Consider the following 17,051-nt stretch of genomic DNA (forward strand, 5'->3'; position numbering starts at 1 on the left):
GCAGTCTCCGGATGCATAAGGCCGATCAAAGATATTCCGTCAAGAAATTTTGATCAAATTATCCTTCCTCTCGGCCGCCTCGAAGAGACCGGAGCGGATGGTGTCGATGCCCTGGAGAATGTCCTCCCGCATGGCCTCCTCCACCTTGTCGGGCCGATTGTCCCGCAGGGCGGCCATAGCCTGCTGATGCATATCGATTAGATTCAAGGTGCCGAACCGCCCGAACATCATTCTCAGCGACGGCCCGGTCTTCAGCCAGAGCCGCTCAACCATGTTCAGCAACTCCGGCTTTCCCGCCGCCTGATAGATGGTCATGTGGAAGCGGTAATTGTGGATGAGATACTCGCGCACATTGCCGTAGGCGATGGCCGAGTTGAGAGCGCGATCGATCATGTCGAGCTCGTAGACCTTGCTGACGCCGATCTTTTCGGCGCCCCAGCGGGCCAATTGCGGCTCGATGGCCAGGCGCGCGAAGGCGAATTCGTCGAGCTTCGCCTCCGTAAGGACGGGCACGCAGACCCGGCGATTGCCCATGAATTCGAGAGCGCCTTCGCTCGTGAGCCGGCGGATAGCCTCGCGCACCGGTGTCATTCCGGCACCCAGCACATTGGTCAAACCCTGGATGGTGACCGCCTCTCCAGGAGCCAGCTCACCATAGAGGATCATGTCCCGAATGAGCTTGTAGACGCGAAGATGCGCAGGCTGCTTCAGATTACCGACCTCCAACTGCCCTTACCTTCCGGCGAAATTCGCGCTCTGTTTCACGGCTTTAGGGCGGATCGTTGCGCCAATTTCGGACAACGAGTGTTTCGCCTTGCCACACCAAACCAAATTTGATCAAATAATTTAGCGTAACTCGAAATCCAAGTCACGGAGTAGAGCACGACATGAGGTACATCTGGCTCATCTGCAGCTGCCTGCTGGCGTTCGCCGCCGCCCTTCCCACCAACAGCTCCCCCGCCGCCGCCGAAGAAGTCCACGTCTATAACTGGTCGGACTATATCGACGAGTCCTTGCTGAAGAAGTTCGAGGACGAGACCGGGATCAAGCTCGTCTACGACGTTTTCGACAGCAACGAAGTGCTGGAGACGAAGCTGCTGGCCGGCTCTTCAGGCTATGACGTCGTGGTGCCGTCCGCGACCTTCCTCGAGCGGCAGATCCAGGCCGGTGTCTTCCAGCCGTTGGATTATTCCAAGCTGCCGAACGCCGACAATCTCTGGGATGTGATCAAGAAGCGCCTGCAGCCCTACGATCCGGACAACAAGTACTCCGTCAATTATATGTGGGGCACCACGGGCATCGGCTACAACGTGAAGAAGGTTAAGGAAGCACTCGGCGACGATGCGCCGGTGGACAGCCTCGACCTGATCTTCAAGCCCGAGAACATGGAGAAGCTCGCCAAGTGCGGTGTGATGTTCCTCGATGCGCCGACCGAGATCATTCCCGCAGCGCTGAAATATATCGGCGAGGATCCGAACTCCCAGGATCCCGAAGTGATCGCGAAAGCCGAACCGGTGGTCGCGGCGGTACGTCCCTATGTCCGCAAGTTCCACAGCTCCGAATACATCAATGCTCTGGCCAACGGCGATATCTGCGTCGCATTCGGGTGGTCGGGCGACGTCTTCCAGGCGCGTGACCGGGCCGACGAGGCCGAGAACGGCGTGGAGATCGCCTACAACATCCCGAAGGAAGGCGCGCTGATGTGGTTCGACCAGATGGCCATCCCGAAGGATGCGCCCAATCCGGACGCCGCGCACAAGTTCATCAACTTCATGATGGACGCCCACAACATGGCCGACGCCTCGAACTACGTCTATTACGCCAACGGCAACAAGGCGTCTCAGGAGTTCCTGGAAAAGGACGTGATCGACGATCCGGCCATCTATCCGGACGCGGAGACGATGGACAAGCTGTTCACCGTCTCGGCCTACGATCCCAAGACCCAGCGCGTGGTGACGCGCATGTGGACGAGGATCAAGTCCGGAACGTAAGGCAAGATAATGTGATTGCGCGGGACCAAGATCCCGCGCAATTCGTCTCTGGGGTGGGCTGAAAGAAGAATACTGTGATGGGCCAGAACGCTGCGACCACTGCTTTTGCGCCTTGGAACGATCCTGACGCAAATCCTCTTATCCGCTTCGAGAACGTCACGAAAAGGTTTGGCGACTTCACCGCCGTCAACAATCTCAATCTGACGGTCTACGAGCGGGAGTTCTTCGCGCTCCTGGGAGCTTCGGGCTGCGGAAAGACCACGCTGCTCCGCATGCTCGCCGGCTTCGAAACGCCGACAAGCGGGCACATCCTGCTCGACGGTCAGCACATCAACGGCGTGCCGCCGAACAAGCGGGCCGTGAACATGATGTTCCAGAGCTACGCGCTGTTCCCGCATCTCAGCGTCTGGGACAATATCGCCTTTGGCCTCCGCCGCACGAAGATGGAAAAGGACGAGATCGGCGACAGGGTGCAGGAGATGCTGCGCCTCACCCAGCTCGAGCCGTTCGGCCGCCGCAAACCGCATCAGCTTTCCGGCGGCCAGCGCCAGCGCGTGGCGCTTGCCCGCTCGCTTGCGAAGGCGCCCAAGCTTCTGCTGCTCGACGAGCCTCTAGCCGCGCTCGACAAGAAGCTGCGTCAGGAGACGCAGTTCGAGCTGATGGATATTCAGGAGAAGACGGGCACCACCTTCGTGATCGTGACCCACGATCAGGAGGAGGCGATGACCGTGGCGTCCCGCGTCGCGGTGATGAACAAGGGCAATCTCCTGCAGGTGGCGACGCCGGGCGAGATCTACGAAGGGCCCAACTCGGTCTATGTCGCCGACTTCATCGGCGAGGTGAACATCATCGAGGGCACGGCGAAGATCGTAGGACCTGATGAGCTCGCCATTCAATATTCAGAGAACGCGCCGCCGATCCACGCGAAGATCGAGACGGAAGGCTTCAGCGACGGGCAGAGCGTGTCCTACGCGATCCGGCCGGAGAAGATCGGCGTTTCCCTCACCCAGGACGACCCGCGACCGAACAAGGTCAAGGGGACCGTCATCGATATCGCCTATCTCGGCAGCACCTCGACCTATCACGTCCGGTTGGATTGCGGCCAGATGTTCTCCGCTCAGATGACCAACGTCCGGCGGATCGAGCATCGAGAGATCACGTGGGAAGACACGGTCTGGCTCAGCTGGTCGAACAGCGCCGGCCTGGTTCTGGTGAAGTAGCGCTCATGAACCTCCGCCGCCTGCTCATCGTCATCGTACCCTACGCCTGGCTGGTCGGCTTATTCCTCATCCCTTTCCTGATCATCCTGAAGATCTCGCTTTCGGACACGGCGATCGCCATCCCGCCGTATACGCCGACCCTCGATCTCTCTGCGGGGTGGGCCGGGATCAAGGAGTTCTTCTCCGAGCTCGATCTGGAGAACTACTACTTCCTGTGGACCGACAGCCTCTATTGGAAGTCCTTCGTCTCCTCGATCACCATCGCGACGATCTCGACCTTCCTCACCCTGCTGGTGGGATTTCCGATCGCCTACGCCATGGCGCGGGCACCGTCGGCCTGGCGCCCCACTCTGATGATGCTGGTGATCCTGCCGTTCTGGACGTCGTTCCTGATCCGTGTCTATTCGTGGATGGGAATCCTCTCCACCAACGGTTTCCTGAACAACTTCCTGATGTGGACGGGACTTATCGACTCGCCGTTCCACATCCTGAACACCCCTACGGCGGTCTATATCGGCATCGTCTACACCTATCTGCCGTTCATGATCCTGCCGATCTATTCCACGCTGGAGAAGATGGACATCTCGCTGCTGGAGGCGGCCGAGGATCTTGGCTGCACCAGCCGGTCCGCCTTCTGGCTGGTGACGGTTCCCCTCGCCCGCTACGGCATCATCGCCGGGTGCTTCCTGGTGTTCATTCCGGTGAACGGCGAGTTCGTCATCCCCTCGCTGCTGGGCGGCTCGCGGATCAACATGATCGGCAAGGTGCTGTGGGATGAGTTCTTCAACAATCGCGACTGGCCGGTGGCTTCGGCCGTGGCGATCATCCTGCTCCTGATCCTGGTGGTGCCGATCGTGCTGTTCCAGCGCGTGCAACAGAAGCAAGAGGAGGCCACGGTATGAACAGGCCCCTCAGCTGGTTCAACATCACGTCGCTGACCCTGGGCTTCACCTTCCTCTACCTGCCCATGGTCATCCTGATCATCTACAGCTTCAACGCGTCGAAGCTGGTGACGGTGTGGGCCGGGTTCTCGACGAAATGGTATGTGCGGCTGCTCCACGACGAGCAGTTCCTGGATGCGGCGTGGGTCACCCTCAAGGTCGCGGTGTGCTCCTCGACGCTTGCGACGATTCTGGGCACCATGGCGGCTTATGCTCTGGTGCGCATGCGCCGCTTCCCCGGCCGCACGCTGTTCTCCGGCATGGTGTACGCGCCGCTCGTCATGCCCGACGTGATCATCGGCCTGTCGTTGCTTCTGCTGTTCATCGCCATCGGACTGGACCGCGGCGTCTTCACCATCGTGCTGGCCCATACGACCTTCGCGATGTGCTACGTGGCGATCGTGGTCTCCTCCCGGCTGACGAGCTTCGACGAGTCCTTGGAAGAGGCTGCGCTGGATCTCGGCTGCACGCCGTTCGATGCATTCAAATCCGTGACGCTGCCGATCATCGCGCCGGCGGTGATCTCGGGCTGGCTGCTGTCCTTCACGCTGTCCCTCGACGATCTGGTGATCGCTTCCTTCGTCACGGGGCCGTCTTCGACCACCTTGCCGATCAAGATCTTCTCGTCCATCCGGCTTGGTGTGAACCCGGAGATCAATGCGCTCTCCACCATCATGATCGGCCTGGTCACGGTGGGCGTGCTGGTCGCTTCGCTTGTTTCGCGAAACACGATCGCGAAACGCGAGCGAGAAGAGCTCGAAGCCAATCTCGCGCCCGTCACCGAACCGGCCATGGCCAGCGTCACCGAGGGGGTGGTTCGGGACGAGGAGATCGAGGACGCCAGGGCCAGCGGCGCTCGCGGCTAAGGCGGTGAGCGAAAGTCGGCTCTAGAGCGGCGGCCGATCCCGTTTCATGATCATCTTCCGGTCGAAGCTTGCCGCCAGCAGAGCGACGACAATCAGCGCGCTGCCGCCCATCTGCATGGCGCCGACCGGCTCGCCGAGGAAGGCGACCGCGCCGCTGACGCCGAAGACCGGGATGAGGGTCAGATAGAGAGCGGCCTTCTGCACCGGGATGGTCCTGACGGCGTAGAGGTAGAGCCAGAAGGGCAACGTGTGCTGCGCCACCCCGGAGAAGACGATGAACAACCATTCGCCCGTGGTCGGCCAGTGGGAGATGCTCTCCCAGCCCGCGATCAGGGAGACGACCGTGGCACTCAGGATAATCACGAAGCCGACGCTCTGCTGAAGTCCTGCCAGCAGGAGGGGTGGCGCATGGTCGGCAAGCCTGCTCGACAGCACGACATAGAGCGCGGCGAAGAGGGTCGATGCGACGACCAGCATATCGCCGGCGAAATGGACGCTCCCTTCCTTGCCCCCTGCCCCGCCGCCGGTAGCCGTCACCAGCCCGGCACCGACCACCGCCAGGGCGATGGCGATCACGTCGCGCCAGCGGCTTCGCTCGCGAAACACGACGAATAGCAAAGCAAGCGACAGAACCGGCTCCGTGGCACCGATGAGGGACGCGTTGGCGGCCGAGGTGAGGGCCAGGCCTTGCATGCCAACGACGTAGGAAAGACCGGGCTCCAGCACGCCGTTCAGGGCCGCAAGCCGCATGGGACCGGAGATTCTGGGGACGCCCTGGACGCAGAGGAGGAGCGTCCAGATCAAGACGATGCTGGCGCTGAGCTGGGCGGTCAGCAGGGAGAGGGGGGGCAGGATCGAAAGCGCGCCCTTGCTCATCACGGTGGCCAGCCCCCAGCACGCGGCCGAGCCGATCATCGCAAGGGTTGCGATGCCATGGCTGGGCGGGGGAGACGACTCCAGCGGGTCCGTGCTCATTGCCGGGTCCGCTCGCGCGATGCAGACATCAGGTCTCCGGTCCAAACCATCATCAACGTCCGAGGACTCCGACCGGATGCCGCCGCGAACGGACCGGGCCTACTCTGCCACGCAGCCGCTTGCGTTCAGGAAATATCCGTTCCCGACCCTATGGGCTGCCGATGGGTGAGCGTAGCATTCAAACCCCGCGGAGGAACTGCCTGAATGGGCTCACTGCCTGCTCTTCGGCGTCCCGGACTGGCCACGATTCAAGCGCGATCAAGCAAGGCGATAATGGCGAGCGGATTCCAGGGAGCCGACGCCTCTCGAGAGCTGCCCTGCGCAGGTTATGCCAACCGGCCCAGATGATGCTCGAGGGTGATCGGATAGTCGCGGGTGCGCACACCGGTGGCGTTGTAGATTGCGTTGGCGATGGCGGCGCCCACGCCGCAGATACCGAGTTCGCCGACCCCCTTCGCCTTCATGGGCGAGGAATATGGATCCACGTCGTCGATGAAATGGACCTCCTGATGCGGGATGTCGGCATGAACCGGCACCTCATAGTTCGCCAAGTCGTGATTGACGAAGAAACCGAAGCGCTTGTCGACAGCGAGATGCTCCATCAGCGCGGCGCCCGCCCCCATTGTCATGGCGCCGATCACCTGACTGCGGGCAGATTTCGGATTGAGGATCCGGCCGGCGGAGCACACGGCCACCATGCGGTCGATGCGCGGAACGCCTGTGAAGCGGTTGACCGACATCTGGACGAAATGGCCGGCAAAGGTCGCCTGCTGATACTGCTTGTCCAGGTCGCCGTATTCGATGGCGTCCTCGCCGACAAGTTCGCCATCGGCCACGGCATCGGTGAGCGGCACGCTCTTGTTGGCAAGATGGATCCGGCCGTTGGTGAAGTTCGCCTTCTGAGGATCGAGGCCCACCTTCTCCGCGGCCTGCTCACGCAGCTTCACGCAAGCCGCATAGACGCCGGCCGTCGAGTTGTTGGCGCCCCACTGACCGCCGGAACCGGCGGAGATCGGGAAATCGGAATCTCCCAGAGTCACCTTCACTCTCTCCAGCGGCAGACCCATCATTTCGGCCGCCGTCTGGGCGAGGATCGTGTAGGTGCCGGTGCCGATATCGGTCATGTCAGTCTCGACGGTAACGATGCCGTCCTTTCCGAGACGCACACGGGCGGCCGACTTCATCAGCAGATTGCCGCGGTAGCCCGCGGCCATGCCCATGCCGACGAGCCAGTCGCCGTCGACGGTCTTGCCCGGGGTGGAGCTGCGCTTGTCCCAGCCGAACTCCTTGGCGCCGCGGCGAAGACATTCGACGAAGTTCCGCCGGGAGAACGGACGGTCGGCATCCATGGGGTCGACCTGGGTATCATTCAGGATCCGGAACTCGACGGGATCCATGCCGAGCTTCTCGGCCATCTCGTCCATGGCGATTTCGAGGGCCATGAGGCCCGGTGCCTCGCCCGGCGCGCGCATGGCGTTGCCTTCCGGCATGTTCATCTTAGCGAGACGGAGGGCCACCTTGCGGTGAGCGCCAGCGTAGAAGACCTTGGTCTGATTGACCGCCTCCTCCGGCTTGCCGTCGGGCAGATTTCCCGAGGTGCTCTCATGGGCGATCGCGGTCAGCCGCCCGTCCTTGGCGGCGCCGAGGCGAATGCGCTGGATGGTCGCCGGCCGGTGGGTCGTGTTGTTGGCGATCAGGGGCCGCTGCAACGCCAGCTTGACGGGGCGTCCGGCCTGGCGCGCACCGATCGCTGCGACCACCACATCGGCACGGATGAACAGCTTCGACCCGAAGCCGCCGCCGATATAGGGCGAGTCCACCCGCACCTTCTCCTCCGGAATCCTGAGGGCTTTTGCGAGGTCGCGCTTGCCCCATTGGATCATCTGGTTCGAGGTCCAGACGGTGACCTTGTCGCCATCCCAATGGGCGATCGTCGCATGGGGCTCCATCATCGCGTGAGTCTCGGCGGGCGTCCGATAGGTGGCGTCGGTTGTCACCTCGGCCGCCTCGTAGGCGCCTTCGAAATCGCCGAAATGATCGGCCATCTCCTCGCCGTCGGGGCCTTTGGCAAGGTTTGCGGAATCGGCATGCTTCTCAAGATCGAAGCTGCCGTCGTCTCGCTTGTAGTCGACGTCGATGAGCGCCGAGGCGGCCCGCGCCTCTTCGAAGGTCTCGGCGATCACGAGAGCGATCGCCTGATGGTAATGGTCGATCTTCGCGCCGCCGAACAGATTGGCGGTGTTGTGCTCTCCCAGCGGCACGGGCTTGTGGTCGAGGGTCGAGACCACGTCGATCACGCCCGGCGCCTGCTTCGCCTTGCTCACATCCATGGAGCGGATCCGGCCCGTGGCGATGGCCGAGCCCAGGATGTAACCGTAGGCCTGGTTCGGCACCACGTCGTGGCGCTCGTAAGCATAGGGTGCGGTGCCGGTGACCTTCAGCGGTCCGTCGATACGGTCCGTCGGCTTGCCGATCACCTTCAGCCGGTCGATAGGATTACGGGTTGCGGGGGTATCGAACCTCATGGTTCTCGCTCCTTAGCCTAGCTTTTTGCCTGTTCGATCACCGAGGCGAGCGTGCGCTCGACAAGCGGGACCTTGAAGGCGTTGTCGCGGGTGGTCGTGGCGCCTTCGGTAAGCACGCGGGCGACGGCTTCCGCCCCATTGGGCAGTTCCGCGTCCGCTTCCGGCTTTCGCCAGGGCTTGGGCGCGATGCCGCCGATGGCGACACGCCCCGTGCCGTCTGGCTGGATGACGGCGGCGACCGAGACCAGCGCAAAGGCGTAGGACGCCCGGTCGCGGACCTTGTGATAGAAATGCTTGCCGCCCGGCGGAGGTGGCAGGATCACCGCGGTGATCAGCTCGCCCGGGTAGAGCGCATTCTCGACCTCTGGCGTATCGCCGGGCAATTTATGGAAGTCCTCCAGGGGGATCTGCCGGGTCTTGCCATCGGGACCGACCGTCTCCACGACGGCGTCCAGCACACGCATGGCGATGGCCATATCGCCCGGATAGGTGGCGATGCAGCTGTCGCTTACGCCGACGATCCCGAGCTGCCGGCTGTAGCCGCCGATGGCGGCGCAGCCCGCGCCAGGGGACCGCTTATTGCACGGCATGTTGGTATCGTAGAAATACGGACAGCGGGTTCGCTGGAGCAGATTGCCGCCGGTGGTCGCCTTGTTGCGAAGCTGGCCGGAGGCGCCCGCGACGAGCGCGCGGCTCAGCACGGCATAATCCCGCTTGATACGATCGTCGGCAGCCAAATCCGTGTTGGAGACCAGCGCACCGATCCTGAGGCCGCCCTCCTCGGTTTCCGTGATCTCGTCGAGGCCAAGGCCATTCACGTCAATCAGGTGAGCAGGCGTCTCGACCTCAAGCTTCATGAGATCGATCAGATTGGTGCCCCCGGCGATGAATTTGGCGTTCCGTCGCGCCATGGCCGCGATCGCGGCATCCTTCGGGGTGGAAGCACGTTCGTAGGTGAAACTTCTCATGCTGGCACTCCTGCAACCTCTGCCATGCGTCGGCGATGTTCGAGTAGGCGCCGCAGCGGCAGATATTGCCGCTCATCCGCTCGCGCATTTCCATGTTGGTGAAGCCTGGCTTGCTGGTGAGATCCTCGGTCACGTAGCTGGGGATGCCCGCTTCGATCTCCTTGAGGACAGCAACGGCGGAGCAAATCTGACCGGGCGTGCAGTAGCCGCACTGATAGCCGTCATGTTTGACGAAGGCGGCCTGCATCGGATGCAGATCTTCAGGCGTGCCGAGGCCCTCGATGGTCGTGATCTCATCGCCTTCGTGCATCACGGCGAAGCTGAGGCAGGAATTGATGCGCTCCCCGTTGACCATCACCGTGCACGCGCCGCACTGGCCGTGATCGCAGCCCTTCTTGGTGCCGGTCAGCTTCAGATGCTCGCGCAGCGCATCCAGCAGGGTGGTGCGCGTGTCGACGTCTATGTCGCGCGTCTGCCCATTCACGGTGAGGCCGATTCCGCTCCGCGACGGGGTCGGAGCACCGGCGGATTTCGTGATCTCCTTCGCAGCACCCGGACTCGCCATGAGGGCGGTGAACGCCACGCCGCCAGCGAGGAAACCTCGTCGGGAAAGCGGGAAAGATTGTCTGATATTCATGGATCTTGCTCCGGCCTAGAGACCATGGGATGAGCCGAGCCCATGCATGGAATGAAACAATTTGAGTGAGGCAGATGAAACAATCCGGCCGCAGTTTGGTTCGATGCCCGTAGCAAAACGAGGGAGCGACCCGACGTCGCGCTTGCATTCGGCTCGCGGATAACGACGTCAGAAGCTCCATCACAACCGGATATTTCGCGCCCCGTGCCCCTCGCATTCGGGGCATTTCGCACCACAGTGCCGATTGATGGATCGTCCATTCTGGATGCGAGTTTCTTTTGGTAGCGCCTCCGAGGCGCCTGTTCCCTGAGGACGATGAACGCGTTTTCCGACCTCCTACAGTTCCTCCTCGCCGCCGCAGATCGCGGCGAGCGCACGGCGCTGGTGACGATCACCGATGTGATCGGCAGTTCTCCGCGCGCGCCGGGAACCCATATGGGCGTCACCGAACGCGGCGCCTATTTCGGATCGGTCTCGGGCGGGTGCGTAGAGGCGGCGGTGGCCACCGAGGCCGTGCGCATCATGAAAACAGGCCGGGCCGAGGAGATCCGCTTCGGCAGAGGCTCGCCGTTTCTCGATATCCGCCTGCCCTGCGGCGGCGGGATCGATCTGCTGTTCACGCCGATGCCTGCTTCCGAAGTTCTGGCCGAAGCGCTTCGTCAGCATGAGGCCCGCCGGCCGGTCCTTCTTGCGCTGGGACGGCACGGCAGCCTCGACCTCATGGATTCGGACGGCGGAGGAAGCGGTTGGAATCATGATGTTTTCTATGCTTTCCACCGCCCACGGCTGAAGCTCTGCGTGTTCGGGCGGGGCGCGGAGGGGCGCTCGCTGTTGGAGCTCGCCCCGGGGCTCGGCGTGGATCTTTGCGTGGTGAGCCCGGAGGAGGAGTTGATCGCGGCAGCGCAAGCGATGGGCGCCGAGGCCCATCACCTTGCGTCGCGCGAGGCCCCTGCCCGGCTGTCGATCGACAGGAATACCGCCATCGTCATGCTGTTCCACGATCACGGATGGGAACTGGATATCCTTCAGCAGCTTCTCCCCCAACCGGCCCTCTTCATCGGCGCCATGGGGAGCCGCCGCACCCATGAGGACAGGCTGGAGGAGCTGCGGAAACGTGGGGTGAAGGAAGCCATGCTTGCGAAGCTGGTGGGACCGATCGGCCTGATCCCGTCGACCCGCGATCCCCGGACCCTGGCCCTGTCAGTCCTCGCCCAGGTGGTGGAGCGCTACAATGCAGCGGAACCTTCGAATAGCGCTCGAGCATGCCAGGCACGAGCAATCGCCTAGCGCGAGATGACTCCGTCGCCCTTCATCGCCGTCCTTGCCGCCGGCCGAGCCCGCCGCTTCGGCGCGCCCAAACTCGATGAACTATTGGCAGGACAGCCCGTCGGAAGCTGGGTTCTGAACGCGGTATCTTCAGCCGGGCTTCCGGCGGGAGCGGTCGTCACCGGCCCGACGCCCCCGGACTTCCTGGCGGCATGGCCGGATTGGGAACGGCTTGAGAACGCCGCGCCCGAACGGGGTCTGGGATCATCGCTCGCGCTCGCCGCCCAAGCCGCCCTGCAGGCGGACGCCGATGGACTCCTCGTCCTGCTTGCCGACATGCCGCTTTTGGATGCGACGTTCCTGAGCAAGCTCGCCGCAGCAAAGCCTCCCGCGGCCACCGAGCAGATGGATGGCTCGCCCGGCGTTCCGGCCCTGCTCCCCCGCGCTCTTTGCGAACGGCTCGCTACGATGACCGGCGATTCCGGTGCGGGACGTTTTCTCGGAGAAGACCCTGCGACGACCCTTATTCAGCCGCCCGCGAATATGCTGATCGATATCGACCGACCGGAGGATCTGGCCCGTGCCGCTGCCTTGCTCGGCGGAAACAGGGCATAGCGCTTCAATTCAGCGGTTTCGCAGGGATAGCGGACGTGCGCGCCCTCCGGAGGGGATGGGCGATCGGAAGCGGCCACCGGCCGCGCTCCGCTCCCCGCCCGTCCTGTCTCAGGAACACTTCCCCTGCCGTCGCGTTGCCAAACTGGGTGGCCGGCCCTCGATCTTGCCGCCGCCCAGCTTGAGAGATGCCAAACATGTCGCTTATCGAGACGCCGTTATCCTATCTCACGGGCGCCGGCGCGCGGGCCTATCCCGTCGTCGGCCTCACCTGGGGTATGATCGGCATCTCGGTCGTCGTGACCCTGATCATCGCAGTGCTTCTGGTCCAAGGTGTGCTCAGCCGCCGGCGCGGGCAACCGAAGGGATCGCCGCCTCCAAGCCCATCGAGCGGCCTCTCTCCGGGCTCCGCTGGATCTATATCGGTGTGGGGATTTCGTCTGTGGCGCTGGTCGCGACGGCCGTGTGGACCATGACCACCCTGGCGGAGGTTTCCGGCCCGCCAGCCGAGCCGGCCTTCACCATCGAAATCACTGCGCATCAGTGGTGGTGGGAGGTGCGCTATCTCAGCGACCAACCCCATCGCATCTTCACGACAGCCAACGAGATCCACATTCCCACGGGTGAGCCCGTGCGCTTCGAGCTCAAGAGCGCGGATGTCATCCATTCCTTTTGGGTGCCGGCGCTGACCGGCAAGACCGACACGATCCCGGGTCAGGTGAACCGTACGTGGCTCGAAGCCGACGAGCCTGGCGTCTATCGAGGGCAATGCACGGAATATTGCGGTCTGGAGCACGCCAGGATGGGATTCGAGGTCGTGGCCCAGACACCCGAAAACTTCAAGACGTGGCGCGAGGACCAGCTTCACGGCGCCGAAGAGCCGCCGAATGGCGGCACCGCGGCACGCGGCGAACGCATCTTCATGGCGAGCTGCTCCGGGTGTCACCAGGTGCGCGGCACCGCGGCCGGCGGAGCCATGGGCCCGGACCTCACCCATGTGATGTCGCGGGATATGATCGCGGCCGGAACGCTTGAGACGTCCAAGGCAAATCTCGCCGGCTGGGTCGCCGATCCCCAAGCGATCAAGCCCGGGACGCAGATGCCGGCTCTGCCGCTCTCCGGGTCCGAGCTGAATGCCGTGGTCACGTATCTGGACGGTCTCGAGTAGGAGAAGCGGATGGTCACCTTATCGGATACGACCAGGAACAACATGATCGCCGACATTCCGATCGTGAAGCCGACCGCTGCCCTCAAGCGCCGGCTGGAGGCGATCTGGGGCGATCCGCCAGGCCTTGCCGGTTTCTTCTCGACGGTCGATCACAAGCGGATCGGCATCCGCTATCTCGTGACCGCCTTCATCTTCCTTCTACTCGGGGGAATCGAGGCACTGATCCTGCGTGCCCAGCTCGCGCAGCCCGGCGAAACGCTGCTCACGCCGGAGCAGTACAACGAGCTTTTCACCATGCACGGGATCTCGATGATCTTCCTTTATGCGGGCCCCGTGCTGTCCGGCTTCAGCAACTATCTCTGGCCGCTCCTTTTCGGCACACGCGACATGGCGTTCCCACGGGTCAACGCGCTGTCCTACTGGATCTTCCTCGCCGCGGGCCTGTTCATCTATGCCAGCTTCTTCATGGGCGCGATGCCCAATGACGGCTGGTTCGGCTACGTGCCGTATTCGAGCGCGGAGTATAACCCCGGCTTCAATATCGACTTCTACACGCTGGGCCTGATCTTCCTCGGCATCTCGACCACAGTGGGCGCGGTCAATTTCGTCGTTACGTTCATGCGCACGCGGGCGCCGGGCATGTCGATCAACCGGGTGCCGATCCTGGTCTGGGGGACGCTCACGGCATCGGTCGCCAATATCCTGGTGATCCCTTGCGTCAGCCTGGCCTTCTTCCTGCTCTGGATGGACAGGAATATCGGCACCCATTTCTTCGACGTCTCGGCCGGCGGGCAGCCCCTGCTCTGGCAGCATCTGTTCTGGATGTTCGGCCATCCGTGGGTCTACGCCATCGTGCTGCCGGCCATGGGCATCGTATCGGACGGGCTGCCGACCTTCTGCCGCCGGCCGCTGGTGGGCTACGCGCTGGTGGCGCTGTCGACGGTGGCGACCATGGCGCTCGGCTTCGGCGTCTGGATCCACCACATGTTCGCGACCGGCATCGCGGACATGTCCCTCGCCTTCTTCTCCGGCGCGTCCATCTTTATCGCGGTCCCGAGCGCCGTCGCCGTGTTCGCCTGGCTCGCCACCATCTGGACCGGGCGGCCGGTGATCACAACGGCATTCCTATTCTTCGCCGGCATGGTGATCCTGTTCGTGATCGGCGGGGTTTCGGGCTTCATGACGGCGTCGGTGCCGGTCGACTGGCAGCTCACGGACACCTATTTCGTGGTGGCGCATATCCACTACGTGCTTATCGGCATCAACGTCTTTCCCGTCGTCGGCGGGATCTATTATTGGTTCCCGAAAATGACCGGTCGCATGCTCAACGAGAGGCTGGGCAAGTGGAATTTCTGGACCATGTTCGTCGGGTTCAATCTCGGCTTCTTCCCAATGCACATCACCGGCCTGCTCGGCATGCCGCGCCGGGTCTACACCTACGGCGCCGCGTTCGGCTGGGGCGATCTCAACCTAATCACGACGCTCGGCAGCTTCCTGTTCGCGTTCGGCATCGCGCTGTTCTTCATCAATGTCGCGATTAGCTTGCGGCGCAGCGCGCCCCCCGGCGCCAATCCCTGGCATGCACCCACGCTGGAATGGGCCACGTCCTCGCCGCCGCCCGCCTATAATTTCGCTGTTCTGCCCGCGCTTGCGAGCCGCCACCCGCTCTGGGAGGGCGAGCTCGAGGAGGCGCCGTCGCGGTCCGTTATCGATCGCGGACCGGCACTCGACGACGGGCATCAGATGCTGGGCACGACGGTGCTGGACGCAGAGCCCGATGCACTACTGAACATGCCAGGACCCAGCTATCTGCCGTTCATCCTGACGGTGGCCATGGCGGTGTTCTTCAGCGCCATGCTGCTCCAGTCCTGGATGCTCGTCGCGGGCTCGGCAGCCGTGATGGTTGCGACACTGTTGGCTTGGATTTGGCCGCGCTTCTCGACGGTGCGGCTCGGACGCGAGGCGCGGGAGGCCGTGGTCAGTGGCTGATACGAGCGATGTGACGACAATGCATTCCGGTCTGACCGAGCGGCAGGACACCCATATCGCCTCGGGATGGTACGGGATGTGGTGGCTGGTCATCACGGAGGGAGCGCTCTTCGCATATCTCCTGTTCAGCTACATCTACACGATGCTGGAGAACCAGGGCTGGCCGCCGGGCGGGCCGCTCTCCCTGAAGCTGGCGCTGCCCAACACGTTCGTTCTTCTAGCGAGCAGCGTGCTTATCTTCATCGGCGAGCGCGCCGGGCGGCGCGGCCGGTCCGGGCTGGAGCTGGGCATGCTGCTGGGTGCCATCGTGCTGGGCGTCATCTTCGTGGGCGTGCAGCTGATGGAGTGGTCGGACAAGGCCTACTCCTACGACACCAATCTCTACGGCTCCTTCTATTTCACGGTGACCGGCTTCCATATGGCCCACGTCGTCGTCGGTCTATTGGGCCTGACCGCGCTGGCTGCATGGATGGTCTTCGGCGGCAGCAAGGCGCTTGGACCAAGTCACCCCTTGCAGCAACGGCCGCTGACGATCTTGTCGATCTACTGGCACTTCGTCGATGCGGTTTGGCTCGCCGTTTTCATCACCTTCTATCTCTGGCCGCTATGGAGCTGACGCCATGACCGATACGGCTAGCGCAGAGCAGAGAGATATTCAGCATCCGGCGCCGCAGCGCGGCGAGGTAAGCCTGCTTGCAATCGTGTTCGGGCTTGTCGCGGCCCCCACCGTCTGGGCTCTGCACCTGACCGTAAACGCGGCTTTGGCGAGCTCCGTCTGCAAGGGGCTGAGCCCGAATATCGGTCGGGACGGAGCATTGGTCGCGATGACGGCAACCGGGCTGACCGCGCTCGGCGTTTCCGTGATCGCGGCTGTCGTGGCCTATCGCGGCTGGCGTGCGACCCAGCAGAAGCAGGAGAGCAAGCACCACATCGTCTTCGAAGTCGGCGAAGGCCGCACGCGGTTCCTCTGCGTAATCGGAATCGTCTTCAGTATCGGCTTCTTCGCCGCCAGCCTTTTCGATCTCATCGCCGTCTACATGGTGCCGCTATGCGCAAGCTGACCCTCGTCTTCATGGCGGCGGGCCTGAGCCTGCTTGGCGGGTGCGATATCGATACGGTCGCCGCGGAGAAGCCGACAGCGGCGCAGCGGGGCGCCGACCTCATCGCCGAGGTGGGCTGCGGGTCGTGCCACACGATCCCCGGCATACAGGGCGCGAACGGGCTCGTCGGCCCGCCCCTCGACCAAATGGCCCGTAGGATCTACATCGCAGGCAAGCTGCGGAACTCCCCGGACAATATGGTGCGCTGGATTCTAAACCCGCAGAAGGTTTCGCCCGGCAATGCGATGCCGGATATGGGCCTCACGGAATCCCAGGCGGAAGACATCACCGCCTATCTCGCGACGTTGGAATAGAGCTAGACTGCGGTCTTGCATTCGAGCCTTGAGAGGAAGCCGTGGAGCAGCGGATCACCTTGGTCACGCTTGGCGTACGCGACCTGCAGAAAAGCGCCGCCTTCTTTGAGCGTCTGGGCTGGCGGCGATCCGTGAAGGACGTCGAAGGCGTTGCCTTCTACCAATGCGGTTCAATCGCTCTCGGGCTCTATCCTTGGGAGGCTTTGGCTGAAGACGCAGGCGTCGCCCCCGATGGCCAAGGCTTCGTCGGGATTACACTGGCGCACAACGTTCGGACCAAGGATCAGGTAGATTCGGTACTGGCAGATGCGGAAGCCGCCGGCGCCTCCATCGTGAAACCTGCTCAAGACGTCTTCTGGGGAGGGTATCACGGCTATTTCCGCGACCTTGACGGACATCTGTGGGAAGTGGCCTGGAACCCGGGCTTTCCCCTCGATGCCGATGGCGCGGTTACCCTGCCCGATTAAAGCGTTGCTGCC

15 protein-coding genes and 2 pseudogenes are annotated in these 17,051 nt (G+C 63.1%); 12 read left to right on the plus strand and 5 right to left on the minus strand.

What is annotated here, in order from left to right:
• Positions 1-39 precede the first annotated feature (39 nt).
• Positions 40-726 carry a GntR family transcriptional regulator gene (locus A7A08_RS11935; protein ID WP_069095691.1) on the minus strand — a complete coding sequence of 229 codons (687 nt, stop codon included), beginning with the start codon at positions 724-726 and terminating at the stop codon, positions 40-42.
• A gap of 161 nt (positions 727-887) precedes the next feature.
• Between A7A08_RS11935 and A7A08_RS11940 the strand changes: the two genes are divergently transcribed.
• From A7A08_RS11940 to A7A08_RS11955, 4 genes and pseudogenes are all read left to right on the plus strand, one after another.
• Positions 888-1,991: a polyamine ABC transporter substrate-binding protein gene (locus A7A08_RS11940; protein ID WP_069095692.1), complete on the plus strand. Its 1,104-nt coding sequence runs from the start codon at positions 888-890 to the stop codon at positions 1,989-1,991.
• Between the two features lie 77 nt (positions 1,992-2,068).
• On the plus strand, positions 2,069-3,211 hold the full coding sequence (locus A7A08_RS11945; RefSeq protein WP_069095693.1) for an ABC transporter ATP-binding protein: 1,143 nt from the start codon (positions 2,069-2,071) through the stop codon (positions 3,209-3,211).
• Positions 3,212-3,216: 5 nt separating this feature from the next.
• Positions 3,217-4,113: an ABC transporter permease subunit gene (locus A7A08_RS11950; RefSeq protein WP_069095694.1), complete on the plus strand. Its 897-nt coding sequence runs from the start codon at positions 3,217-3,219 to the stop codon at positions 4,111-4,113.
• A pseudogene (locus tag A7A08_RS11955) lies at positions 4,110-4,916 on the plus strand (ABC transporter permease); the annotation flags it as partial. The gene A7A08_RS11950 and the pseudogene A7A08_RS11955, both read left to right, overlap by 4 nt.
• Positions 4,917-5,039: 123 nt before the next feature.
• Here A7A08_RS11955 and A7A08_RS11960 read toward each other — a convergent pair.
• The 4 genes and pseudogenes from A7A08_RS11960 to paoA all read right to left on the minus strand — a co-directional run bounded on the left by A7A08_RS11960 (position 5,040) and on the right by paoA (position 10,123).
• Positions 5,040-5,993 carry a DMT family transporter gene (locus tag A7A08_RS11960; RefSeq protein ID WP_083226721.1) on the minus strand — a complete coding sequence of 318 codons (954 nt, stop codon included), beginning with the start codon at positions 5,991-5,993 and terminating at the stop codon, positions 5,040-5,042.
• Between the two features lie 326 nt (positions 5,994-6,319).
• The gene (gene paoC / locus A7A08_RS11965; protein ID WP_069095695.1) at positions 6,320-8,518 is read right to left on the minus strand and encodes an aldehyde oxidoreductase molybdenum-binding subunit PaoC; all 2,199 of its coding nucleotides are present in this window, start codon (positions 8,516-8,518) and stop codon (positions 6,320-6,322) included.
• 17 nt (positions 8,519-8,535) lie between these two features.
• Positions 8,536-9,486 (minus strand): FAD binding domain-containing protein, encoded by a 951-nt coding sequence (locus tag A7A08_RS16935; protein ID WP_069095696.1) that lies wholly within the window; start codon positions 9,484-9,486, stop codon positions 8,536-8,538.
• Positions 9,483-10,123: pseudogene (paoA, locus tag A7A08_RS11975) on the minus strand (aldehyde dehydrogenase iron-sulfur subunit PaoA). Before paoA ends, A7A08_RS16935 begins: the two are co-directional and overlap by 4 nt.
• A 315-nt stretch (positions 10,124-10,438) precedes the next feature.
• Between paoA and A7A08_RS11980 the strand changes: the two are divergent.
• From A7A08_RS11980 to A7A08_RS12015, 8 genes are all read left to right on the plus strand, one after another.
• The gene (locus A7A08_RS11980) at positions 10,439-11,410 is read left to right on the plus strand and encodes an XdhC family protein (protein WP_069095697.1); all 972 of its coding nucleotides are present in this window, start codon (positions 10,439-10,441) and stop codon (positions 11,408-11,410) included.
• Between the two features lie 6 nt (positions 11,411-11,416).
• Positions 11,417-12,004: a nucleotidyltransferase family protein gene (locus A7A08_RS11985; protein WP_069095698.1), complete on the plus strand. Its 588-nt coding sequence runs from the start codon at positions 11,417-11,419 to the stop codon at positions 12,002-12,004.
• Between the two features lie 439 nt (positions 12,005-12,443).
• Positions 12,444-13,169, plus strand: a complete 726-nt coding sequence (gene coxB, locus A7A08_RS11990; RefSeq protein WP_069095699.1) for a cytochrome c oxidase subunit II — start codon at positions 12,444-12,446, stop codon at positions 13,167-13,169.
• A gap of 42 nt (positions 13,170-13,211) precedes the next feature.
• Positions 13,212-15,158: a cytochrome c oxidase subunit I gene (gene ctaD / locus A7A08_RS11995; protein ID WP_069095737.1), complete on the plus strand. Its 1,947-nt coding sequence runs from the start codon at positions 13,212-13,214 to the stop codon at positions 15,156-15,158.
• On the plus strand, positions 15,151-15,774 hold the full coding sequence (locus A7A08_RS12000) for a cytochrome c oxidase subunit 3 (protein WP_141693978.1): 624 nt from the start codon (positions 15,151-15,153) through the stop codon (positions 15,772-15,774). The genes ctaD and A7A08_RS12000 overlap by 8 nt, the downstream gene beginning before the upstream one ends.
• A 4-nt stretch (positions 15,775-15,778) precedes the next feature.
• Complete coding sequence (locus tag A7A08_RS12005) at positions 15,779-16,219, plus strand: hypothetical protein (protein WP_069095701.1); 441 nt, start codon at positions 15,779-15,781, stop codon at positions 16,217-16,219.
• Positions 16,207-16,572, plus strand: a complete 366-nt coding sequence (locus tag A7A08_RS12010) for a c-type cytochrome (protein WP_069095702.1) — start codon at positions 16,207-16,209, stop codon at positions 16,570-16,572. The genes A7A08_RS12005 and A7A08_RS12010 overlap by 13 nt, the downstream gene beginning before the upstream one ends.
• Positions 16,573-16,613: 41 nt before the next feature.
• A complete protein-coding gene (locus tag A7A08_RS12015; protein ID WP_069095703.1) occupies positions 16,614-17,039 on the plus strand; it encodes a VOC family protein in 426 nt (141 codons plus the stop codon).
• Positions 17,040-17,051: the final 12 nt, after the last annotated feature.

Origin of the sequence: Methyloligella halotolerans, from assembly GCF_001708935.1 — a bacterium.
Lineage (GTDB): Bacteria > Pseudomonadota > Alphaproteobacteria > Rhizobiales > Methyloligellaceae > Methyloligella > Methyloligella halotolerans.

Excerpts from the sequence above, each read along its gene's own strand:
- A7A08_RS12005 (WP_069095701.1), top strand. The coding sequence starts at position 15,779 with ATGACCGATACGGCTAGCGCAGAGCAGAGAGATATTCAGCATCCGGCG.
- A7A08_RS11985 (WP_069095698.1), top strand. The coding sequence starts at position 11,417 with ATGACTCCGTCGCCCTTCATCGCCGTCCTTGCCGCCGGCCGAGCCCGC.
- A7A08_RS16935 (WP_069095696.1), bottom strand. The coding sequence starts at position 9,486 with ATGAGAAGTTTCACCTACGAACGTGCTTCCACCCCGAAGGATGCCGCG.
- A7A08_RS11980 (WP_069095697.1), top strand. The coding sequence starts at position 10,439 with ATGAACGCGTTTTCCGACCTCCTACAGTTCCTCCTCGCCGCCGCAGAT.
- A7A08_RS11940 (WP_069095692.1), top strand. The coding sequence starts at position 888 with ATGAGGTACATCTGGCTCATCTGCAGCTGCCTGCTGGCGTTCGCCGCC.
- paoC (WP_069095695.1), bottom strand. The coding sequence starts at position 8,518 with ATGAGGTTCGATACCCCCGCAACCCGTAATCCTATCGACCGGCTGAAG.
- A7A08_RS11960 (WP_083226721.1), bottom strand. The coding sequence starts at position 5,993 with ATGAGCACGGACCCGCTGGAGTCGTCTCCCCCGCCCAGCCATGGCATC.
- A7A08_RS11945 (WP_069095693.1), top strand. The coding sequence starts at position 2,069 with ATGGGCCAGAACGCTGCGACCACTGCTTTTGCGCCTTGGAACGATCCT.
- A7A08_RS11950 (WP_069095694.1), top strand. The coding sequence starts at position 3,217 with ATGAACCTCCGCCGCCTGCTCATCGTCATCGTACCCTACGCCTGGCTG.
- A7A08_RS12010 (WP_069095702.1), top strand. The coding sequence starts at position 16,207 with ATGCGCAAGCTGACCCTCGTCTTCATGGCGGCGGGCCTGAGCCTGCTT.
- ctaD (WP_069095737.1), top strand. The coding sequence starts at position 13,212 with ATGATCGCCGACATTCCGATCGTGAAGCCGACCGCTGCCCTCAAGCGC.